Below are 21,714 nucleotides of genomic sequence, written 5' to 3'. Positions count from 1 at the left end.
GGTTAACCACAATAGCCGAAGCAGTTTCTTTGGCACAATATCCAAGTAGACAAATAATAAAGTTTTTCTAAAAACCATCCAGGAGACAAAAATGCAGATGAAAACCATGTTCGTCGCGCTATGCGCGGCCATCGGCGCCACCGCCGGCGTGCACGCTTACGCGCAAGCCCCCATCGTCATCAAGTTCAGCCACGTCGTGGCGACGGACACGCCGAAAGGCCAGGCCGCCGAACGTTTCAAGCAGCTGGCCGAGAAAGCCACGAATGGCAAGGTCAAGGTCGAACTGTACCCGAACAGCCAGTTGTACAAGGACAAGGAAGAACTCGAAGCCCTGCAGCTGGGCGCCGTACAGATGCTGGCGCCCTCGCTGGCCAAGTTCGGCCCGCTGGGCGTGAAGGAGTTCGAAGCCTTCGACCTGCCCTACATTTTCCCCACCAAGACGGCGCTGTACAACGTTACCGAAGGCGAAATCGGCAAGAGCCTGCTGAAAAAACTGGAACCCAAGGGTATCACGGGCCTGGCTTACTGGGACAATGGCTTCAAGGTGATGTCGGCCAACAAGCCGCTGCACAGCCCGGCCGACTTCAAGGGCCTGAAAATGCGCATCCAGTCGTCCAAGGTGCTCGACGCGCAGATGCGCGCGCTGGGCGCCAATCCGCAGGTGCTGGCCTTCTCGGAAGTGTATCAGGCGCTGCAGACGGGCGTGGTCGACGGCACGGAAAATCCGCCGTCGAATATGTACACGCAAAAGATGCATGAAGTGCAAAAGCACGTGACCGTGTCGAACCACGGCTACCTGGGCTATGCCGTCATCGTCAACAAGAAATTCTGGGATGGCTTGCCGCCCGATATCCGCGCCCAGCTGGAAAAAGCCATGCGCGAGGCCACCACGTTTGAAAAAGCCATCGCCCAGCGCGACAACGACCAGGCCCTCGACGCCATCAAGAAAGCGGGCAAGACGCAGATCTACACCTTGACGGTGCAGGAACAGGCCGAGTGGCGCAAGGCGCTGGCGCCCGTGCAAAAGACCATGGAAGCGCGCATCGGCAAGGACCTGATCTCGGCCATCAACAAGGAAAGCGCGAAGTAATAGCGCTGGCCGCGCCACCCGGTGCGGCTTTCAGGGGCATCCCTGTCTTTCTGCAGCAACGGCACCTGCGCGTCCTGCGCGGGTGTCAGCGTACCCGCATTCTTTGAAAGTCCACCATGAAATTTCTGGATCACCTGGAAGAGTGGCTGATCGCGACCCTGATGGGCGCGGCCACCTTCATCATCTTCGTCGCGGTCGTGCACCGCTACCTGGCCGGCTTGCCGATACCGGTCGTGCAAGACTTCCTGATTCAAATCAATACCAGCTGGGCCCAGGAACTGTGCATCTACATGTTCGTGTGGATGGCCAAGTTCGGTGCCGCGTATGGCGTACGCACGGGCATCCACGTGGGCGTCGATGTCTTGATCAACCGCATGAACCCGCGCTGGCGCGACCGTTTCATCGTCTTCGGCCTGGGGGCCGGCGCCCTGTTTACGGGTGTCGTGGGGACCCTGGGCGCCAGCTTCGTGTGGTCGATCGGCCACACGGACCAGACCTCGGCCGACATGGAAGTGCCGATGTGGCTGGTCTACCTGGCCGTGCCGCTCGGTTCCTACCTGATGTGCTTCCGCTTCCTGCAAGTGATGGTGCATTTCATCAAGACGGGCGCCTTGCCGAAACACGACCATTCGCACGTCGAGGGCCTGGAAGACGAACTGACGGCTGAAGAAAAAGGAGCCAAGGCATGAACGCGCTGATCATTTTTGTGTTGCTGCTGGCGCTGATGCTGACCGGCATGCCGATTTCCATTTCGCTGGGCCTGACGGTACTCACGTTCCTGTTTACCATGACGAGCGTGCCCATCGAATCGGTGGCCCTGAAGATTTTCACGGGCATCGAGAAATTCGAGATCATGGCCATCCCGTTCTTCATTTTGGCGGGCAACTTCCTTACGCATGGCGGAGTGGCGCGGCGCATGATCAACTTTGCCAGTTCCATGGTGGGCCACTGGCATGGCGGCCTGGCGCTGGCCGGCGTGATGGCGTGCGCGCTGTTTGCGGCCGTCTCCGGCTCCAGCCCCGCCACCGTGGTGGCGATCGGCTCCATCATCCTGCCGGCCATGGTCAAGCAGGGCTACCCGCGCGGTTTCGGCGCCGGCGTCATCACCACCTCGGGCGCGCTGGGCATCCTGATTCCGCCATCGATCGTGATGGTGATGTATTCCGTCAGCACGAATACCTCGGTGGGCAAGCTGTTCATGGCCGGCGTGATTCCCGGCATGATGCTGGCCATGCTGCTGGGCCTGACCACGTGGTTCTTGGCGCGCAAGCACAATTATCCACGCATGAAAAAGGCCAGCTGGGGCGAGCGCTTTGTCACGTTCAAGAAGAGCGCCTGGGGCCTGCTCTTGATCGTCATCGTCATGGGCGGCATCTACTCGGGCGCCTTCACGCCGACGGAAGCGGCCGCCATGGCAGCCGTGTACGCCTTCATCATCGCCGTCTTCGTCTACAAGGACTTGAAGATCAAGCAAGTGGGCAAGGTCTTGCTCGACTCGGCCGCCATGTCGGCGATGCTGTTGTACATCATCACGAATGCCGTGCTGTTCTCGTTCCTGATGACCAGTGAAAATATCCCGCAAGCGATGGCCGAATGGATCACGGGCAAGGGCCTGGGCGTGATCAGCTTCCTGCTGGTGGTCAACGTGCTGTTGTTGTTGGCTGGTAACGTCATGGAACCGTCGTCCATCGTGCTGATCATGGCGCCGATTCTGTTCCCCGTCGCCATGAAGCTGGGCATCGATCCTGTGCACTTCGGCATCTTGATCGTGGTTAATATGGAAGTGGGCATGTGCCATCCACCCGTGGGCTTGAACCTGTACGTGGCGTCCGGCATTACCAAGATGGGCATTTCGGAGCTGACCGTGGCCGTGATGCCGTGGCTGCTGACGATGCTGGGCTTCCTAGTGCTGATTACCTACGTACCACAAATCTCGCTGTGGCTGCCAAATTTAATTTACAACTAAAACAGTTGTCCCCGTCATGGTGCAAAAAAAGTCGATCCGGCCGAATAAATGCGCTATGATGGGCAGCCTTAAGGGGAAACACGTATATGCATATACGCCCAGGTAGCAAGGCTGAAATACAGAATTGGCAACAAGGTTAGTGGGGGAGTGGTCTATAAAAACGGTATTGATACCGGGGATATATTGAGGAGACACACGTTTCACAGAAGTTGTTGAGTCATAGCTGTCTGCGGCCACAAGCCGGCACCGGCGGACCCAAACGACCGGGAACGTGAAGCAATATTTGAAGCGCACCGACTGGTGCGCTTTTTTTTCGTCCCCGGGAAACGTCCGCCGGCACGCCCAAAGTCGGTGCATAATTCCCGTGGCGCTGTTTCCGGCGCCGGCAGGTTGCATATATGCCACACTTGAATAATGATCAGCAGATGAAAAAACAACAGGGCAGTGAACTGTTCAGCGCCATCGTGGCCGCGCCGTTCGGCGCCATGGGCGTGCGCACACAGGATGGCCAGGTATGCGAGCTGGTGTATCTGCCGCCGCACTTTGCGGAAAAAGACGCGCAGGATGCCGTCTCCGAGCGGGCGTGCCAGCAACTGGCGCGCTATTTCCTCGATCCCGATCAGGTCTTCGACTTGCCGCTGGCAGGCGCGGGCAGCGCCTACCAGCAACGGGTATGGGCGGCGATCGCCGGCATCCCGCGCGGCCAGGTGCGCACCTATGGCGACGTGGCGCGCCTGATCGGCTCGGCGCCGCGCGCCGTGGGCCAGGCCTGCGGCGCCAACTGGTTTCCCGTGGTCATACCCTGTCACCGGGTCACGGCCGCTGGCGGCCTGGGCGGCTTTGCCCACCATGACGATGCGACGGGCTTCCACCTGGGCGTGAAGCGCTGGCTGCTGGCGCATGAAGGCGTGGCGGGCATGGGATGGTCAACACGATGATGAACAGCCTGCTGGCGCCCGACAACACTACCCTGATCGATGAATTCTGCGACAGCCTGTGGCTGGAAGACGGCCTGTCGAAAAACTCGTTGGACGCCTACCGGCGCGACATGCGGCTGTTTTCGCGCTGGCTGGAAGTGGCGCGGCCCGGGCGCGAGGGCCTGTACGACGTGTCCACGGCCGATATCGAGGCGTATTTCGCCGCCCGCCACGACGAGAGCAAGGCCACGTCGTCGAACCGGCGCCTGTCAGTGCTCAAGCGTTTTTACCAGCTGGCCCTGCGGCACAAGCATATCGCGGCCGACCCGTGCCTGAAGATGGTGTCGGCCAAGCAGCCCGCGCGCTTCGTGCATACCTTGAGCGAAGCGCAGGTGGAAGCGCTGCTGGCGGCGCCCGACGTGAGCACGCCGCTGGGCCTGCGCGAGCGCACGATGCTGGAACTCATGTATGCGAGCGGCTTGCGCGTGTCGGAACTGGTGGACTTGCAATCCGTGGAGCTGAGCCTGAACGATGGCGTGCTGCGCATCACGGGCAAGGGCAGCAAGACGCGGCTGGTGCCGTTCGGTGAACAGGCGCGGCTGTGGATCGAGCGCTACCTGAAGGAAGCGCGCGGCGTGATTCTCGACGGCCAGATGGACGATGCGCTGTTCGTCACGCGGCGCGGCGGCGCCATGACGCGGCAAATGTTCTGGGTCATCATCAAGAAACACGCGCTGAACGCCGGCATCACGGCGCCGCTGTCGCCGCACACCCTGCGCCATGCGTTCGCCACCCATTTGCTGAACCATGGCGCGGACTTGCGTGTTGTGCAATTGTTACTGGGACACTCCGATATTTCCACCACGCAGATTTACACGCATGTGGCCCGCGAACGGCTGAAACTGCTGCATGCGCAGCATCATCCGCGAGGCTAAACATTTGGTGTTTGGTCCAACTACGTCATAATGTGGCTTATATGCTTATCTGTAACATCTAAAAACTAAAGAGGTAGTAAATGGCCAAGACAAATTTCCAATACGAAAAACGGCAAAAAGAGCTGGAAAAGAAGAAGAAAGCCGAGGAAAAAGCCAGGCGCAAGCTGGAAGCGAAAAACAATCCGAAGCCGGCCGACGGCGGCGAGGGCGATGAGCCGGAAGCGGACGACGCCGACGTCGACGCCGATCCGGCCGCCGAAGGCGACGCTCCCGCCCAGCCCCAGTAATTCTCCGTTCCTGACGACCGGTGCGGCATGGCCGCGCCGGTATCTCCTCGCTCTCTCCTTCCCCGCTACAAGCGCGGCCGCTGGCCGATCGCCAGTTGCAGCTGCGTGCTGGCGATGGCCGCATCGGCGCGCGCCTGCACATAGCCCTGGTACGCCTCATCGGCCGAGCGCTGCGCCGCCAGCCATTCCAGCAGCGAGGCATTGCCGCTGAAGTACGACAGGCGCATGCCATCGACCACCTTTTGCGCATCGACCAGCACGCCGTCACGGTAGTGTGCCAGCCTGTCCTGCGCCGCCCGCAGTTGCCGCTGCGCCGTGCGCACTTGCGTTTCCGCTGTCAGTTCCGCCTGGCGCAGGGCCAGCATCGCCTGTGTCACGCCCGCTTCCGCCTGTACGATGTCGCCCTTGTCTCGCCGCGACAGGGGAATGGGGATGGCCAGCGAGATGGACAGCGCACGGGAGCGGGGCGCGCCTTCGACGGGATTGCCGCTGGCGTCGATACCGTCATGGTAGCCGCGCGCGGCGGCCAGGCCCAGCGTCACGGTCGGGTCGACGGCGCGGTTGGCGCGCACCAGCGCCGCGCCGTCGCGCAGGTTGTCCAGGGTGGCGCGGGCGATGCGCACGTCGCTGCGGGCATCGAGCGCTTGCGGCACCAGCACACCGGCATCCTTGTTCTCAAACGCGGCGAAGTCGCATACCAGCTGCGCCTCCGGAAACAGCGCGTCGAACTGGCGTCCCAGCGGCGGCGACAGGGCCAGCATGGCGCTGTCCGACTCGCTGCGCGCCTGCGCCAGGTCGGCCTGGAACTGGTCGCGTTCCACGCGCGACTGCAGCAGCTCGATGCCGCCCACGTCGCCCGCCTTGCGCCGCACGGTATTCGCCTCGACTACCTTGGACAGGGCCGCCATGGTCTGCTCCTTGCGCGCGGCCACTTCGCGCGTACGGCACGCTTCCGTGAACGCGGCGGCGGCCGTGCCATACAGCTCGCTCCTGAAACCGGCCACCGTTTCCTCGGCCAGCGCGACATTGCTGTGCGCGGCTTTCAAGCGCGCGGCGCGCTTGCCGCCCGTCTCGATGGCCATGCTGATGGCCGGGTTCCACGTGACGGGACGGTGTTCGACGCTGCGCACGCTTTCGCGCGTGGCGCCCAGGGTGAATTCGGGATCGGGACGCAGGCCGGCGATGCCGATGCCGGCCTTGGCCGAGACGATGCCTTCCTGCTGCGACTGCAGCTCCAGGCTGTGGCTTTCCACGGCGGACAGGTAGGTTTCAAAGCTCAGGGGGGCGGCGATGGCGCAAGGGGCGATCAGCCAGGCCGCCAGCAGTACATCAAAACGTGTCATGGGTCTCTCCTTCGGTATCGGTCTGGCGTTTGTGTACGTGCGCCTCGATCAGGTAATACAGGGCCGGCAACAGCAGCAGGGTCAGCGCCGTCGCCGTCACCAGGCCGCCCACCACGACGGTGGCCAGCGGGCGCTGCACGTCGCTGCCCAGGCCTGTCGCCAGCATGGCCGGCGTCAAGCCCAGGGCGGCCACGGTGGCCGTCATCAGCACGGGACGCATGCGGTCGCGCGCGCCTTCCAGCACGGCGTCGCGCAAACTGCGGCCTTCGTCGGCGCGCAAGCGGTTGATCTGCGCCAGCATCAGCACGGCGTTCAGTACGGCCACGCCGAACAGGGCGATGAAGCCGACGGCGCTCGACACGTTCAAGGTCATGCCGCGCAGGTGCAGCGCGGCCAGGCCACCGAGCATGGCCAGCGGCACGGCCAGCAAGACCAGCGCGGGCTGGCGCAGGTTGCGGAACTGGCCAAACAGCAGCAGGAACATGGCGCCCAGCGTCATCGGCAGGATCAGGGCCAGACGGCTTTGCGCGCGCTGCAGGTTCTCGAACTGGCCGCCCCATTCGACGCTGATGTGCTGGTGCTCGCCTGCCACGGCTTGCGCCACCAGCGGGCGCGCCTCGGCCAGGAAGCCGGCCAGGTCGCGTCCGCGGGCATTCAGGCGCACGATGATGTGGCGCCGTCCCATTTCGCGCACGATCACGCTCTCGCCCGAGGTGGTGCTGATGCTGGCCACCTGCGCCAGCGGGATCTTCGCGCCATTCGCCGCCGTGAGTTTCAGGTTGGCGATGGCGTCCGGGCTGGAACGCGTGGCGGGCGGGAAGCGCACGGCGATGTCGTAGCTTTTCTCGCCCACGTACACCTGGCCGATGGGTGCGCCGCCGATGCCGGTGGCAATCAGGTCTGCCACGTCGGCCGCATTGATGCCGTAGCGGGCCGCCTTTGCGCGGTCCAGTTCCACCTTCAGGTTGGGCAGCGGCGGTTCCACGTCCACGGCCACGTCGGAGGCGCCGGGGACACCTTTCAATACGTGCGCCACCTTGCCGGCGATGGCGCGCACTTCATCGAGGTCGTTGCCGAAGATTTTCACCGTCAGGTCGCTGTGCGCACCCGACAATTTATCCTGCACGCCATCGATCATCGGCTGCATGAAGGCCACCGTAAAGCCGGGCATGCGCGCGAAGCGCTCATTCATTTTCGCGATCAGCTGCTGCTTGCTCATGCCCGATTTCCAGCTGGTATATGGATGCAGTCCCACGCTCGCCTCGATGTGCGACGGCGTCCAGTAATCGGTGCCGTCGTCGTTGCGTCCCGTCTGCGTGACGATGGTCGATACTTCGGGGAACTCCAGCGCGGCGCGCCGCAGTTCGCTGGCCATGTCGGACGCCTTGTCCAGCGTGATCCCGGGCGGCATCTGCACCTGCAGCCATAACGAGCCTTCATCGAGGTAGGGCAGGAAGTCGCGTCCGATGGTAGTGCCCAGCAAAGCCAGGCACGCCAGCGAGGCGGCGCACACCATCGCCACCCAGCCCTTCCTGCCCACCATGCGCTCGAGGAAGCGGCCGTACGCGGCCGCCAGCGTGTCCAGCGCGCGGTTATGGAAGGTGCGGCGCGGTTTGCGCAAGGCCAGCCAGGCCAGGCCGGGGATCAGCACCAGCGCCACCACCAGCGCGCCCACCAGCGCCGCGCCCACCGCATACGCCATGGGAGAGAACAGTTTGTATTCGATGCGCTGGAAGGCGAACAGGGGCAGGTAGGCGGCGATGATGACGGCCATGCCGAACATGATGGGGCGCGCCACCTGCAGGGTCGCGTCGATGGCGTCCTGCAGGGTGAGGGGCCGCTCCTGTTCCCGCTCGCGGCGGCGCAGCATGTTTTCCAGCACCACCACGGAACCGTCGACGAGGATGCCGAAGTCGATCGCCCCCAGCGACAGCAAATTGGCGGGAATTTTAAAGTGGTGCATGAAGATGAAGGCAATCAGCAGGGCCAGCGGGATCGTCAGCGCGACGATGGCGGCAGCGCGCGGGCTGCCCAGATACAGCAGCAGTACGAGGGCGACCAGCAGCATGCCTTCGCCCAAGGTATAACTGACCGTGTGCAGGGTGGCGTCGATCAGCGAGCTGCGGTCCAGGTAGGGCACCACTTTCACATCTTTCGGCAACAGGTTGGTATTGAGGTCATCGACGGCCGCGTGAATGCCGGCCAGCGCCTCGGACGGATTGAAATCCTTCAGCAGCAGGGTGATGCCTTCGATGGTGTCGGGGTTGTCGTCCTTGCCGAGGATGCCGCGCCGCTCTACGTTGCCGTAGGCGAGCTTGCCCAGGTCTTTCACCAGCACGGGCACGCCGTCCTTGCTGCTGACGACGACGTTGCCCATGTCGTCGAGCGAATGCAGCAAGCCCACGCCGCGCACCACGTACGATTGCTGGCCACGGTCGATGACGCTGCCGCCGCCGCTGATATTGTTGGCGTTGATGGCGTCCTTGACCTGCGCCAGCGAGAAACCGTAGCTGTCGAGTTTTGCGGGGTCGAGTTCCAGCATGAATTGCGTCGTCAGGCCGCCGAAATTGCTGACGTCGGCCACGCCGCGCACCTGCTGCAGGCGCGGGATCACGGTCCAGAATTGCAGCTCGGACAGTTCGCGCAGCGAGCGTGTTTTCGATTCCAGCGTGTAGCGGTAGATCTCGCCCGTGGGCGAGGTATAGGGATCGAGTCCCGGCTTGGCCTCGTACGGCAGGTTCACGCTGGCCAGGCGTTCCTGCAGCCGTTCGCGCGTGAAGTAGCCATCGCTGCCATCCTCGAACACCACCGTGATCAGCGACAGGGCGAACAGGCTGCGCGTGCGCAGCACGTGCATGCCCGGCGTGCCCAGCAGGGCGCGTTCCAGTGGAATGGTGATCTGCTGTTCGATTTCCTCGGCGCCCAGGCCCGGCACCTGCGTGACGATCTGCGAGGTGACGTCGGCGATGTCGGGGTAGGCTTCGATGGGCAGCTGCTTCCAGCAATAGACGCCGTAGACGGCGACAAACAGCAGTACCAGCCAGACGATGCCGCGCCGCTGGCAGCAGGTGGCGATGAAACGGTCAATCATTGAGCAGTACTCCTTCCTTGACGACGATGCGTTCGCCCGCGCGCAAGCCCGAGACGACTTCCACCTGCCCGCCATGGCTGGCGCCCACTTCCACCGTGCGCGGCGAGAACACCAGCGGGCTGCGCTCGACCATCACGCGCGTCGATGGCCCGCTTTGCAGCACGGCCGACGCCGGGACGAGGAGGGCGCGGCGGGAAGCGCCGGCGAATCCCGCGTGGGCGAACATGCCCGGCTTGAAGGCGCCGGCGCGGTTGTCGATGGCCACGCGCACCTTCACCGTGCGCGTCTCGGGATCGAGCAGGGCGCCCACATACGCGACCTTGCCCTCGAAGGTTTTGCCGGGCCAGGCGTCGACGGTGATGCTGCTTTTTTGTCCCACGGCCACCTGCGCCAGGTCCCTCTCGGCCACGTTGGCCGACAGCCACACGGTGGACAGGTCGGCCACCGTCATGACGGGCGCGTTGATATCGTTCCAGTAGCCGCCCTGGGCGCCTTCCATGGCGATCACGGTGCCGGTGATCGGCGAGCGCAAGACATAGTCGCGGCGCGAACCGCGCGCGCCGGCGCCGTACTGGGCCAGCTTGTCGGCGCTGGCCTGGGCATCGCTGCCGGCCTGCGCAAAAGCTGCCTGCGCCGCTTCGTACTCCTTGCGCGCGGCGATTTCCGCCTCGAACAAGGTTTTCTGGCGCTCCAGTTCCTGGCGCGCCTGCAGCAGGGCGGACTTCGCCTTGCTGTCGTCCGCGTAGGCGGCGCTCAGTTCCGCCGAATCGAGCGTGAACAGCGGATCGCCCGCCTTCACGCTGTCGCCCAAGGCGCGCTGCAAACGCGTGATGCGGCCAGCCAGCGGCGGCGTGATTTTCACCAGTTTTTCCGGCATCGCTTCGATGCTGCCTGGTGCATCCGTCTGCGTGGCGATCTCCTGTTCCTGCACGGCGGCGACCTGCAGGCGCTGGCGCAGCGGCGACATCTTGTCGACGGCGATGCTGCCGTCGTCCAGGTGTCTCGATTGGGCGGGCGGCGTGGCTGCCGCCGTCGGTTTGGCGCAGCCGGCCAGGGCCGAACAGGCGAGAGCGAGGGCGCAGCTGGCGCCCAGGGCGTTGCGGGTGGTCGTGTTCATCCCGTGTTTCCTTGTTATTGATGGTGATGGGGCATGCGTGGATGCCGTGCCCAGGCGGGCGGTCAGAAGGGGCGCGGGCAGAGATATGACAGCGCCGGAAAAGCATAGCAATATGGTCCTGAAGAAGCGCCCAAGAATGCCTGAATCATTCTTCAGGTTCGGTGCGCGCGCGGTGGAGCGCGGTAAAATGCCAGCATGGAAAACAGGGCGCGACGCGAAAGGCAGGCATGAGAATCCTCCTGGTGGAAGACGACCGCAAGGCGGCGCGCCTGCTGGCCCGCGGCTTGCAGGAAGAAGGCTTTGTCGTCGACGTGGCGCATAGCGCCGAGGAAGGCGAGGATGAAAGCTACGCCGTCGACTACGACGCGATCGTGCTGGACTGGATGTTGCCGGGCAAGCAGGGCATCGATTTTTGCCGCGACTTGCGCGCGCGCGGCATCCAGACGCCCGTGCTGATGCTCACGGCGCGCGACGCCACGGCCGACCGGGTGGCGGGCCTGAACACGGGCGCCGACGATTACCTGACCAAGCCGTTCGAATTCGAGGAACTGCTGGCGCGCATCCGCGCCCTGCTGCGCCGCTCCGACATCAGCCGCCCGCTGGTGCTGGCGCTGGCCGATTTGACGCTCGATCCCGTCAGCCACCAGGCGACACGGGCCGGTGCGCCGCTGGTGCTCACGCCCAAGGAATACGCGATTCTGCTGATCCTGCTGCGCCAGGCGGGCGAAGTGGTCAGCCGTGCGCGCCTGGCCGAGCAGATATGGCAGGCGGACCTGATCGGCATCGACAACCTGATCGACGTCCACGTGCGCAACCTGCGGGGAAAAGTGGATGCGCCGGGCTTGCCGCCATTGATCCATACGGTGCGCGGACGCGGCTTCCGCCTGGCGGAAAACAACGGTGGCTAGCTTTCGCAAGCGCCTGCTGCTGGTGCACCTGGCCGTCATCGTCGCCATCGTCGCCTGCACGGCGCTGGCCGGCTACTGGGGCCTGTCGCGCGCCGTGCATGGCCAGCTCGATGCGGCCCTGCTGGCGCTGGCCGAGACGGAAATGGCCATGCTGCCGGCCGCGCCGCGCCAGCCCGTGCAGGTGCACGAGGTGGCGCCTGGCCTGGCGCAGCCCTCGTTGACGCGCCTGGACCGCCTGGTGCAGATCATCGATGGCGAAGGCCGCGTGCTGGCGCGCAGCCGCAACCTGGAGGCGGCGCAGCTGCCGGCGCCGCCCGCCCTGCTGGCGCGCCTGGCGGCCGGCGAGACTGTCTTCGAGACCCTGCCCAAGTTTGGCGAAGAGCCGCTGCGCATGGTCTCGATTCCCGTGCCATCGTCCGGCGCAGGCCTGGCGGTGCAGGTGGCCGGTTCGCTCGACGACGCCAACCACGTGCTGGCCGCGGCCACGGTGCTGTTTGCCGCCATGGCGCTGGCCTTGCTGGCGGCCGTGGGCTTGGCCGGCGAAATGCTCACGCGCCGCGTGCTGGGCGCCATCGACGATGTGGTGGACCAGGCGCATTCGATCGGCGAAGCCAGCCTGCACCAGCGCTTGCCCCATCCCGGTACGCAGGACGAAATCGGCCGTCTGGTCGATACCCTGAACGCCATGCTGGACCGACTGGAGCATGGCTATGATGCGCAGCGCCGCTTCACGGCCGACGCCTCGCACGAATTGCGCTCGCCCCTGTCGCGCCTGCGCACGGAAATTGAAATCACCCTGCGCCGCCCGCGCGAAGCGCCCGAGTATGTCGATGCGCTGGCGTCCTGCCTCGATGAAGTGCAGCGCCTGACGACCCTGGTGGAAGAATTGCTGATGCTCACCCGCCTGGATGTGGGCCAGGAGCGCAATGCGGTGGAAACCATCGCGCTCAATCCCCTCGTGCGGGCGGCCGCGCAGCGCCTGGAAAAGGCGGCGGCGCAGCGCGGCATCCGCATCGTCTTCGATGACAGTGTGACCGTCCAGGCCAAAGTGGCAGCCGGCCCGGTGGACCTGGTGCTGGCCAATCTGCTCGATAACGCCGTGAAGTTTTCGCCGCCAGACAGCGTCATCACGGTGCGCGTGGTGCGCGACGGCGAACAGGCGTTTGTGGGCGTGGCGGATGCGGGGCCGGGCATCGGCGTGGACGATTTGCCACATCTGTTCGAGCGCTTTTACCGGGGCGCCCAGGCGCGTGCGGGCGAGGCACCCGGCTTCGGCCTGGGCCTGGCCCTGTCGCAGGCCATCGTGCACGCGTATGGCGGCAGTATCGAGGCGCGCAACCGCCCGGAAGGCGGCGCGCTGTTCATCATGCGCCTGCCCGCCTCAGATTGACGGTGCGACGCCTTCCCAGCGCACTTGCCGCACTTGCGGCCAGGCGCCCGCGCGGTTGACGAAGCGTACCAGCACGGCGCGCTGCACGGCCTGGCACAGCACCGTGGCGATCAGTTGCACCACCTGCCTGGCGTCGTCCCAGCTGCGCAGCATCTGCGACGGCGCCAGGCCTGCGCCCTTGAGTTCGGCCAGCAGCAGGCGCACCACATGGTCGGCTTGCGCCGCGGGGCAGGTGACGGTCAGGCGGTAGGTGGCCACGACAGGCGCTTGCCTGGCAAACCAATGGAAGAACTTTTTCATCATCATACCCCCCGCTCGGCGACAAATTCCGCGTTGTTTACCAGCGCCCAGCGCACGGCCGAAACGCTGCCTTCCAGGCTCACCTGGCTGACGATCTGCTCCAGCAATCCCAGGCTGGACAAGGGCGTGAGCAGGTCGGCGCGCACTTCGATGCGCCCCGCGTGCGCGGCATCCTCGCTGTGCAGCGATTGCAGCATCAGCGCCGGCATGCCGCTGATCAAGCGCAGCATCAGCTTGCGCACCTGGACTTCCTGCTCCGCCTCGCACACGGCTGTCACGCGGTAGATGCTTTCCGTTTCGATGCCCGCTTCGCTGCCATGCGCGTTGATGCGTTGCGCCAGATGGCGCAGCACCAGATTGGCGATCAGCACGAAGCCCGTGCCGATAGCCGCTTCCAGCGCGAAGCCCAGGCCGCACAGGATACCGATGGCGGCCGAGCACCACAGGGTGGCGGCCGTGTTCAGGCCGCGCACCGTCATGCCTTCTCGCATGATGACGCCGGCGCCAAGAAAGCCGATGCCCGACACCACTTGCGCGGCGATGCGCATGTGGCCAGAGGCATCGCCTTCGAGCACGGAAACCATCACGAACAGCGAGGCGCCGACGGACACCAGCGCATTCGTGCGCAAGCCCGCCATGCGCTGGCGCAGCTGGCGTTCGGCGCCGATCATGGCGCCCAGGGTCAATGCCGCGGCAACGCGCAGCGCAAAGTCAAATACCACCATTATTTCTCCCGGCTGGGGAGGAACAGGCGAGTGCCAGGGCGTGCGGAAACCGCCCGGTAAAGGGGGCAGCAGACGATAACGGTGGAACGATGAGGAGGGAAGTGCGGCGAATGGACATCGCCGCTGGTATAACCGCACCTTGCCATGGGCAGGGCGGGCGGAATGCGCGCGTCTTGCCTAAGGCCGATCGCCGATGGTCAATCGACTACTGTCACTGGAACAAGCACCCACGAGTCACTCCATATCATTGATAACGGGGACAGTCTAGCCAGTGGGGCAGCTTTGGTCAACTGAAGCTCTCTTCAGAAAGCCGCCGCGTCGTCCCCGCCAATGCGGGGACGGTGAAGGCGACCGGTCAATCAGTGGGCGTGTGCCTTGCCGTCGTCGGCGGATGCGGCATGCTCGCCGCCGCTGCCACCAAAGAAGCGCGCGGCGCGCTTGCCCAGGCTGTCGAGGTAGGTGTAGGCGACGGGCACCACCACCAAGGTCAGCAAGGTCGAGGTGATGACGCCGCCGATGACGGCGCGGCCCATCGGCGCCTGCGATTCGCCGCCGTCGCCCATGCCGATGGCCATCGGCAGCATGCCGAAGACCATCGCCAGTGTCGTCATCAGGATGGGGCGCAAACGTACTTGCCCCGCTTCCATCAGCGCCTCGAACTGTCCCAGGCCTTCGCGCTGGCGCTGGTTGGTGAAGTCGACCAGCAAGATCGCATTCTTGGTGACCAGGCCCATGAGCATGATGAAGCCGATCACGGAGAAGATGTTCAGGGTGCTGCCCGTGATCAGCAGGGCGGCCAGCACGCCGATCAGCGACAGCGGCAAGGACACCATGATGGCGATCGGCTGCAGGAAGCTGCCGAACTGCGACGCCAGCACCAGGTAGATGAAGATCACGGCAATGCCCAGCGCCATCATCGCGCCGCCCATGGTTTCGGCCATCTGCTGCGCATTGCCGGCCACGTCGAAGCGCACGCCGGGCGGCAGGTCGATGGACTTGATGGCTTTCTGCACGTCGGCGTCGACGTCGCCGGCAGGGCGGCCCTGCACGCCCGCATAGATGGCGACCCGGCGTTGCAAGGCCTGGCGTTTCAGCACTTGCGGGCTCGATGACGGCACGAATTCGACCACCTGGCGCAGCGGAATCATCACGGGCTTGCCGTTCGCGTCAAACTTGCTGGACGCCAGCGACAGGTCGGCCAGGTCGGCCACTTTCTGGCGGCCCGATTTCGGCAGCTGCACGTTGACGTCGTAGTTTTGTCCATCGCTGGCTAACCAGTGGCTGACCGTGTCGCCCGCTACAAAAGGCCGCAGGGCATTGCCGATCTGCTGCACCGACAAGCCCAGGTCGCTGGCCAGCTCGTTATTGATTTTCACGGTGGTCGATGGATTGGCGCCTTCCTGGCTGTACTCCATGTCGGCCAGGCCCTTGATGGTGCGCATCTTGTCCATCAGGCGGTGCGCCACCGCATCGAGCTTGCCTTCATCCGTGCCGAGGATGGCGATGAAGATGGGACGGTTGCCGACGGACAGGGTGATGCCGGCGATCGGCGCCAGGCGCTCGCGGATCAGCTTTTCCAGTTCCTGCTGCGAGCGGCGCTTGTGCGTCTTGAGGTCCGTCAGTTTCAGGTTCACCTCGGCCGCGTTGCGTCCATCGGGCGTGCCGATATTGGCCACCAGGCTGTCGATCTCGGGAAACTCCTTCAGGGCCGTTTCGATCTGGCGCACTTTGCTGTCCGTGTATTCGAGGCTGGAGCCGACAGGCGTCTTGAAGCGCAGGTTGACCCAGCCCTGGTCCGTCTCGGGGAACATCTCGCCGCCGATCATCGGCACGAGCATCAGGCTGCCCGCGAACAGGGCCACGGCCGTGGCCAGGGTGGTCTTGCGCCAGCGCAGGGCCACAGCCAGCACCTTGCCGTACCAGACGTGCAGGCGGTCGATGCCCGTTTCGATCCAGGCCATGAAGCGGCCCAGCCACGGCGCATACTTGAAGCGGTCCTTGACGGGGTCGCGCCAGACGGACGACAACATGGGGTCGAGCGTGAAGCTGACGAACAGGGAGACGAGCACGGCGACCGCCACGGTGATGCCGAACTGCAGGAAGAAGCGGCCGATGATGCCGTCCATGAAGGCGACCGGCACGAACACGGCGACGATGGCGAACGTGGTGGCCATCACGGCCAGGCCGATTTCATTGGTGCCGTCGTTGGCCGCCTTGTAGTGGTTCTTGCCCATGCCCAGGTGGCGCACGATGTTTTCGCGCACGACGATGGCGTCATCGATCAACAGGCCAATGCACAAGGACAGCGCCATCAGGGTCAAAAAGTTCAGGGTAAAGCCGAAGGCCTTCATGGCGATGAAGCTGGCCAGCACGGAGATCGGCAAGGTCAATCCCGTGATGATGGTCGAGCGCCACGAATGCAGGAACAGGAAGACGATCACCATGGTCAGCACGGCGCCTTCGATGATGGTGCGCTTGACGTTATTGAGCTGGCTTTGCACGCGTTCCGATTCGTCGTCCAGCACGCGCAGGGTGATATCGGGCGGCAGCGTCTTTTGCAGGTCCGCCGCCACTTTCAGGATGCCGGTACCCACTTCGACCACGTTGGCATCCTGCACCTTGGTGATTTCCATGGTCACGGCTTGCTGGCCGTTCATGCGCGAGATCGACAGTTCTTCCTGTTCGCCGTCGACCACGGTGGCCACCTGATCCAGGTAGACGGGGCCGATGGCGCGGCGCGCGACGATGATCTTGCCGAATTCGCGCGCATCCTTGATCTTGCCTTCCACGCGCACCAGCTGTTCGGCCGCGCCATGGCTGATCGAGCCGGCCGGCAAATTGGTATTCGTCGCCTGGATGGCGCGGATCACTTCATCGACGCCGATGCCCTGGGCATTGAGTTCGATCGGTTTCATGCTGATGAGGATCTGGCGCGCGCGCAAGCCGCGCAGTTTGACTTGCCCCACGCCGGCCACGCCCTGGAAGCGCTTGCTGATGATCTGTTCCGTCATGGTCGACAGCGAGCGCAGGTCATGCCCGGTCGAGGTCAGCACGATGGTGGCGATGGGGCGTTCGTTGTCGCCTTCGGCGCGGGCGATGAACGGGTCCTTGGCTTCTTTCGGGAAGCGGGGGCGCACCAGGGCCACCTTGTCGCGCAAGTCCTGCATGGCCTTGTCCATGTTCGTCGACAGCTCGAATTCCAGGTAGACGCCGGCGCGTCCTTCCCACGAGTTGGCGCGGATGGTCTTGATGCCGCTGACGGTGTTGACGGCGTCCTCGATGGGGCGCGTGATGTCGTTTTCCACGGCTTCGGGCGAGGCGCCCGGGTAGTTCACTTCAATGGCGGCGAACGGGAACTGCACGCTGGGCATGCTTTCCACGCCCAGGCCACGGTAGGAGAAGATGCCCAGCACCACCAGCGCCACCATGACCATGGTGGCGAAGACGGGATTTTGAATACTGACTTTGGTCATCCACATGGCTCAGTCCTTCCGTGCCAGCACGGCTGCCGGCGCGGCAGGGGCGGCAGCCGGTGCGGCGAAGGTCACGCTGTGGCCCGGCTTGACGCCATCGAGCTTGGCGATGATGACTTTCGCGCCCGGCACCAGGCCGGACGTCACTTCCGCATAGCCTTCATCCTCGTTGCGCAAACCCAGTGTGACGGGCTGGGCGACGACCTTGTTGTTGACCAGCGCATACACGACGGGGCCCTGCTTTTCATTGCGCACGGCCGTCAATGGCACCAGCGGCGCCACGGACGAGCGTTCGGTGACGATGCTGCCCTTGGCGAACATGCCGCCGCGCAGCGCGCCGTCGCCATTGTCGACGGCGATGTAGACGAGCATGGCGCGCGAGCCGCTTTCGGTGGTGGGGTTGATGCGCGCGACCTTGCCGGCGAAGTCGCGCGCGCCGAAGCCGTCGACCTTGAAGTGCACATCCTGGCCCAGCTTGATGCGGGGAATTTCCGCGCTGGGCACGGGCGCTTCCAGGGTCAGTTGCGCCAGGTTGACGATGGTGTAGACGGGCATGTCGGGGGAGACTTTTTCGCCAGCCTGCAGGTGGCGCTTGCTGACGATACCGGCCATGGGCGCGCGAATCACCGTGTCGGCCAGTGCGATGCGAGCGATGTCGACCATGGCAGCGGCGGATTTGACGCTGGCGCGCGCCAGGTCGACCGAGTTTTGCGTCGTGTCGTAGGCCGTTTGCGAAATGTACTTTTGCTTGAGCAAGGCCTGGCTATTGGCCTCGTTTTTGCTTGCCATCGACAGGCGCGCCTGCGCTTCGTCGAGCATGGCTTGCTGCTGCGTCAGGCGGGCGCGCTGGTCGGCCGCATCCAGGCGCACGAGGATTTGCCCATCCGCCACATGCTGGCCTTCCTGCAAGGTCGTTTCCTGGATCACGCCGGAAACCTTGGCCTTGATGGTGGCCTGGGTCAAGGGCGCCAGCGAGCCGGACAGGGGCAGGCTGATTGCCAGCGCGCGCGCATCGATGGCGGCCACGTCGCCCTGCGCCAGTTCATGCACGGGCGTCTTGTCCTGCTCCTTCTTCTTGCTCGCTTGCAGTTCGGCGGCCTTGGCGGCTTGCTGCTTCGATTGCATCACCGTCCAGCCGCCGCCGGCCAGGGCCAGCACGACCAGGATCAGCACGGGGGTGCGCCAGCGCCGGCGGCGCGTGGCGGCAAGGGGGGAGGCGGGGGGCAGGGTCTCGTTTTTCATAGGTTTTTTAGTCAGGAGCGGCGCAGGGGTTCGGCGCCAGGTCTCGGTGCGGACCCGGCCTGTCGCTGGCCGGGAGAATTCGGGTAGCGCATCACCGTGGCGGCCGCAGGCAGCACGCCTGCCGCTGCGGTCGTTCACGGCGATGCGCATGTTGCCACTTTAGGAAGATTCAAGTCTGGCCGCCATCGCCGTGCGACAGATTGCACAAAATCGGGGCTGGAATGCAAAAAACGGCGACCGGAATCACTGCCGGCATGCCCGCGGTGCGCGTCACGATGCTTGCGCATCCTCAAGAAGCCGATTCGCGGGCGCGCAAGAATGGTCGGGATGGTTGCGCCACCGGACAGGCCATTCGCCCGCCGGTTGCCGCGCTGCCGCGCCACGGGGGGCCTGATGTCTGATCGGATTGTCGGAGCCGCCCCGTCGCCGGGCCGTTTGCTGGCCGCTGCCGAACCGCAGGCGGGGCCGGCCGGCAAGGCGCTCGATTTGCTGTCCATCATTGTTGCCGCCGTCGAACAGGCGCCCGGCCTGGCCGTGCGCGGCATCGACCGCGATGGCATCGTGCGCTACTGGAGCTTTGGCGCGGCGCGCCTGTATGGCGTGACGGCGGAGCTGGCGCTGGGCCAGCCGTGGGCCAGGGTGGCCGCTTCGCTGCCGGACGCCGCCACCGTGGCCGAGGAGGTTGCCGGTGAATTGGCGGCCGTGTGGGACAGCGGCAAGGCGCGCAGCACGCGCTTGTGGAAGCTGGATGCCGATGGCGCCGCGCCGCGCTGCATCTGTTCCACCGTGTTTCCTGTCATGCAATCCGGAAGAGTGCGGCAAGTGGTCTGCATCGATGTCGACATCACGGCCAGCGGCCAGGATGGCGCCGCGCAGGGCGCCTTGTTGCTGATGGGCGACAATTTTCGCCAGTTGTATCAGAAATCCGCCGATGCCATCCTGCTGCTGCGCGACGAGCATATCGCCGAGGCGAATCCGGCCGCCATTGCCCTGTTTCAATGTGAAGACCGGCAACGCCTGCTGGGGCGCCGCCTCAGCGACTTTTCGCCCTTGCGCCAGCCCGATGGCGAATTGTCATCGTTGAGCGGCACGCAACTGGCGGCGCAGGCCCACGCCGACGGCAATTGCCGCTTTGACTGGCGCTATCAGACGTGCAGCGGCGAGCTGTTCTGGGGCGAAGTGCTGCTCACTTCCGTCACGCTCGACCACACCTACCTGTTTTACGCCGTGATCCGCGATATTTCCTCGCGCAAATTGGCCGAGCGGGCCCTGTACCTGTCGATGCAGGTCATCGAGCATGCAAGTGTCGCCATCGTCGTGATGGACCCGCAGCAGCGGGTCGTCAGCATGAATCCCGCGTACAGCGAGATCAGCGGCTACAGCCTGGACGACATGCTGGGCAAGCCCTTCGTCCTGCACGGCGTGGAGCCGGATGCGCCGGCGTTTTTCGACCACGTGTGGGACGAGGTCGATGCGAATGGCTATTGGCAAGGCGATATCATGGGCCAGCGCAAGGCGGACGGGCGCTACCCGGCCTGGCTGTCGCTGACGGCCATCCGCGACTCGCAAGGGCAATTGAGCAATTACCTGGCCATTCTCAGCGATATCAGCGAGCGCAAGAAAAACGAGGAGCACACGCGCCACCTGGCCGAGCACGATTTCCTTACCGACTTGCCGAACCGGGTGCTGCTGCTGGACCGGCTGTCGCTGGCACTGGCGGCCGCGCGGCGCAAGCTGAGCATGCTGGCCATCCTGTACCTGGATCTCGATCATTTCAAGCACATCAATGACAGCATGGGCCACCACGTGGGCGACTTGCTGCTCAAGGAAGTGGCGCGGCGCCTGGTGCGCTGCGTGCGCGGCGTCGATACGGTCAGCCGGCATGGCGGCGACGAGTTCGTCATCATCCTGGCCGAGGTGGGCGGCATCGACCAGGTGGCCCATGTGGCGTCCAGCCTGCTGCATGCCGTGACGCAGGTCTACCAGCTGGGCGAATATGAACTGCATGTGTCGACCTCGATCGGCGTGGCCATCTTTCCCAGCGATGGCGACAGCATCGATAGCCTCGTGCATAACGCCGACATCGCGATGTACCATGCCAAGGAAAGCGGGCGCAACAATTTCCAGTTTTTCAATGCCGAGATGAATGCGCAAATCGTCGAGCGGGCCAGCCTGGAGCAGGGCTTGCGCGAAGCGCTGGGACGCGATGAATTCGTGCTGGAGTTCCAGCCCGCGCTCGATGTTGCCAGCGGGCAGATACTCGGTGCCGAGGCGCTGTTGCGCTGGCGCCACCCGCAGCTGGGCATGCTGCCGCCCGAGCGCTTCATCGCCGTGGCCGAGGAATGCGGTTTGATGGTGTCGATTGGTAACTGGGTGCTGTGCCACGCCTGCCTGCGCGCGCGGGCCTGGCACGATGCGGGCCATGCCTGGCGCGTGTCCGTGAATCTGTCGTCGGCGCAATGTCTGCACAATAATTTATTGCTTGGCGTGCAAGAGGCGCTGGCCGAGTCGGGCTTGCCTGCCGCTTGCCTGGAACTGGAAGTGACGGAGTCCTTGCTGATGAAGGGCGGCGCGCGCCTGGCCGGCGTGCTGGCGCAGCTGCGGGCGCTGGGCGCCAGGCTGGCCATCGACGACTTCGGCACCGGCTATTCGCGCCTGGCCAATCTGCGCCATTATCCGGTGGATAAACTCAAGATCGATCCATCGTTCCTGCCCGCCGCGGCCGATGGCGCGGCCGGCGAGTCCGACACGGCGGTCGCCGCCACCATCATCGCCATGGCGCGCGAGCTGCAATTGACGGTGATCGCCGAAGGCGTGGAAACGGCGCAGCAACTGGCGTATCTGCGGGGGCAGGGCTGCCAGCAATACCAGGGGCGCTATGCCAGCGCGCAAGTCGAGGGCAGCGCGCTGGCCAAGTTGCTGCATTAGTT

General features: G+C 64.6%; 16 protein-coding genes. 9 read left to right on the top strand and 7 right to left on the bottom strand.

The window, feature by feature from the left end:
• Positions 1-97 precede the first annotated feature (97 nt).
• The 6 genes from U0004_RS25435 (at position 98) to U0004_RS25410 (ending at position 5,195) form a co-directional block, all read left to right on the top strand.
• Positions 98-1,090, top strand: coding sequence for a TRAP transporter substrate-binding protein (locus U0004_RS25435; RefSeq protein ID WP_370385433.1), 993 nt, complete (start codon positions 98-100; stop codon positions 1,088-1,090).
• Between the two features lie 116 nt (positions 1,091-1,206).
• Positions 1,207-1,779, top strand: coding sequence for a TRAP transporter small permease (locus U0004_RS25430; RefSeq protein ID WP_034780017.1), 573 nt, complete (start codon positions 1,207-1,209; stop codon positions 1,777-1,779).
• Positions 1,776-3,056, top strand: coding sequence for a TRAP transporter large permease (locus tag U0004_RS25425; protein ID WP_070257459.1), 1,281 nt, complete (start codon positions 1,776-1,778; stop codon positions 3,054-3,056). Before U0004_RS25430 ends, U0004_RS25425 begins: the two co-directional genes overlap by 4 nt.
• A 425-nt stretch (positions 3,057-3,481) precedes the next feature.
• Positions 3,482-3,994, top strand: coding sequence for a methylated-DNA--[protein]-cysteine S-methyltransferase (locus U0004_RS25420; protein WP_070257460.1), 513 nt, complete (start codon positions 3,482-3,484; stop codon positions 3,992-3,994).
• Positions 3,991-4,908, top strand: a complete 918-nt coding sequence (gene xerD / locus U0004_RS25415; RefSeq protein ID WP_231958314.1) for a site-specific tyrosine recombinase XerD — start codon at positions 3,991-3,993, stop codon at positions 4,906-4,908. Before U0004_RS25420 ends, xerD begins: the two co-directional genes overlap by 4 nt.
• A gap of 80 nt (positions 4,909-4,988) precedes the next feature.
• Positions 4,989-5,195, top strand: coding sequence for a hypothetical protein (locus tag U0004_RS25410; RefSeq protein ID WP_070257461.1), 207 nt, complete (start codon positions 4,989-4,991; stop codon positions 5,193-5,195).
• Positions 5,196-5,260: 65 nt separating this feature from the next.
• On the opposite strand, the gene U0004_RS25405 is transcribed toward U0004_RS25410, so the two are convergent.
• From U0004_RS25405 to U0004_RS25395, 3 genes are read right to left on the bottom strand one after another with little or no spacing between them, the layout of a single operon-like run.
• Positions 5,261-6,538, bottom strand: coding sequence for a TolC family protein (locus U0004_RS25405; protein WP_070257462.1), 1,278 nt, complete (start codon positions 6,536-6,538; stop codon positions 5,261-5,263).
• Positions 6,525-9,629, bottom strand: coding sequence for an efflux RND transporter permease subunit (locus tag U0004_RS25400; protein WP_070257463.1), 3,105 nt, complete (start codon positions 9,627-9,629; stop codon positions 6,525-6,527). The genes U0004_RS25405 and U0004_RS25400 overlap by 14 nt, the downstream gene beginning before the upstream one ends.
• Entirely contained in the window at positions 9,622-10,746 is a 1,125-nt protein-coding gene (locus U0004_RS25395) for an efflux RND transporter periplasmic adaptor subunit (protein ID WP_070257464.1), read from the bottom strand. Before U0004_RS25395 ends, U0004_RS25400 begins: the two co-directional genes overlap by 8 nt.
• Positions 10,747-10,973: 227 nt before the next feature.
• On the opposite strand from U0004_RS25395, the gene U0004_RS25390 reads away from it, so the two are divergent.
• Both U0004_RS25390 and U0004_RS25385 read left to right on the top strand, forming a co-directional pair.
• Positions 10,974-11,654, top strand: a complete 681-nt coding sequence (locus tag U0004_RS25390) for a response regulator transcription factor (protein ID WP_035821962.1) — start codon at positions 10,974-10,976, stop codon at positions 11,652-11,654.
• Positions 11,647-13,044 carry a sensor histidine kinase gene (locus U0004_RS25385; protein WP_070257465.1) on the top strand — a complete coding sequence of 466 codons (1,398 nt, stop codon included), beginning with the start codon at positions 11,647-11,649 and terminating at the stop codon, positions 13,042-13,044. The genes U0004_RS25390 and U0004_RS25385 overlap by 8 nt, the downstream gene beginning before the upstream one ends.
• Here U0004_RS25385 and U0004_RS25380 read toward each other — a convergent pair.
• The 4 genes from U0004_RS25380 to U0004_RS25365 all read right to left on the bottom strand — a co-directional run bounded on the left by U0004_RS25380 (position 13,036) and on the right by U0004_RS25365 (position 18,784).
• The gene (locus U0004_RS25380; protein ID WP_092607970.1) at positions 13,036-13,350 is read right to left on the bottom strand and encodes a hypothetical protein; all 315 of its coding nucleotides are present in this window, start codon (positions 13,348-13,350) and stop codon (positions 13,036-13,038) included. The genes U0004_RS25385 and U0004_RS25380 overlap by 9 nt on opposite strands.
• Positions 13,347-14,066, bottom strand: a complete 720-nt coding sequence (locus tag U0004_RS25375) for an MgtC/SapB family protein (protein ID WP_205412515.1) — start codon at positions 14,064-14,066, stop codon at positions 13,347-13,349. The genes U0004_RS25380 and U0004_RS25375 overlap by 4 nt, the downstream gene beginning before the upstream one ends.
• A gap of 362 nt (positions 14,067-14,428) precedes the next feature.
• Positions 14,429-17,548, bottom strand: a complete 3,120-nt coding sequence (locus U0004_RS25370) for an efflux RND transporter permease subunit (protein ID WP_070257467.1) — start codon at positions 17,546-17,548, stop codon at positions 14,429-14,431.
• A 3-nt stretch (positions 17,549-17,551) separates the two neighbouring features.
• Positions 17,552-18,784 carry an efflux RND transporter periplasmic adaptor subunit gene (locus U0004_RS25365; protein ID WP_115057577.1) on the bottom strand — a complete coding sequence of 411 codons (1,233 nt, stop codon included), beginning with the start codon at positions 18,782-18,784 and terminating at the stop codon, positions 17,552-17,554.
• Positions 18,785-19,177: 393 nt separating this feature from the next.
• Between U0004_RS25365 and U0004_RS25360 the strand changes: the two genes are divergently transcribed.
• Positions 19,178-21,712: a sensor domain-containing protein gene (locus U0004_RS25360; RefSeq protein ID WP_070254342.1), complete on the top strand. Its 2,535-nt coding sequence runs from the start codon at positions 19,178-19,180 to the stop codon at positions 21,710-21,712.
• Positions 21,713-21,714: the final 2 nt, after the last annotated feature.

The organism is Janthinobacterium lividum (assembly GCF_034424625.1).
Taxonomy (GTDB): Bacteria; Pseudomonadota; Gammaproteobacteria; order Burkholderiales; family Burkholderiaceae_D; genus Janthinobacterium; species Janthinobacterium lividum.
The sequence above is the reverse complement of the archived record's forward strand: the minus strand, read 5'-3'. Positions and strand labels throughout refer to the sequence as shown.

Bases quoted from the DNA above. Each gene is read 5' to 3' on its own strand.
- U0004_RS25435 (WP_370385433.1), top strand. From the start codon at position 98: ATGAAAACCATGTTCGTCGCGCTATGCGCGGCCATCGGCGCCACCGCC.
- U0004_RS25430 (WP_034780017.1), top strand. From the start codon at position 1,207: ATGAAATTTCTGGATCACCTGGAAGAGTGGCTGATCGCGACCCTGATG.
- U0004_RS25425 (WP_070257459.1), top strand. From the start codon at position 1,776: ATGAACGCGCTGATCATTTTTGTGTTGCTGCTGGCGCTGATGCTGACC.
- U0004_RS25420 (WP_070257460.1), top strand. From the start codon at position 3,482: ATGAAAAAACAACAGGGCAGTGAACTGTTCAGCGCCATCGTGGCCGCG.
- xerD (WP_231958314.1), top strand. From the start codon at position 3,991: ATGATGAACAGCCTGCTGGCGCCCGACAACACTACCCTGATCGATGAA.
- U0004_RS25410 (WP_070257461.1), top strand. From the start codon at position 4,989: ATGGCCAAGACAAATTTCCAATACGAAAAACGGCAAAAAGAGCTGGAA.
- U0004_RS25405 (WP_070257462.1), bottom strand. From the start codon at position 6,538: ATGACACGTTTTGATGTACTGCTGGCGGCCTGGCTGATCGCCCCTTGC.
- U0004_RS25400 (WP_070257463.1), bottom strand. From the start codon at position 9,629: ATGATTGACCGTTTCATCGCCACCTGCTGCCAGCGGCGCGGCATCGTC.
- U0004_RS25395 (WP_070257464.1), bottom strand. From the start codon at position 10,746: ATGAACACGACCACCCGCAACGCCCTGGGCGCCAGCTGCGCCCTCGCT.
- U0004_RS25390 (WP_035821962.1), top strand. From the start codon at position 10,974: ATGAGAATCCTCCTGGTGGAAGACGACCGCAAGGCGGCGCGCCTGCTG.
- U0004_RS25380 (WP_092607970.1), bottom strand. From the start codon at position 13,350: ATGATGATGAAAAAGTTCTTCCATTGGTTTGCCAGGCAAGCGCCTGTC.
- U0004_RS25370 (WP_070257467.1), bottom strand. From the start codon at position 17,548: ATGTGGATGACCAAAGTCAGTATTCAAAATCCCGTCTTCGCCACCATG.
- U0004_RS25365 (WP_115057577.1), bottom strand. From the start codon at position 18,784: ATGAAAAACGAGACCCTGCCCCCCGCCTCCCCCCTTGCCGCCACGCGC.
- U0004_RS25360 (WP_070254342.1), top strand. From the start codon at position 19,178: ATGTCTGATCGGATTGTCGGAGCCGCCCCGTCGCCGGGCCGTTTGCTG.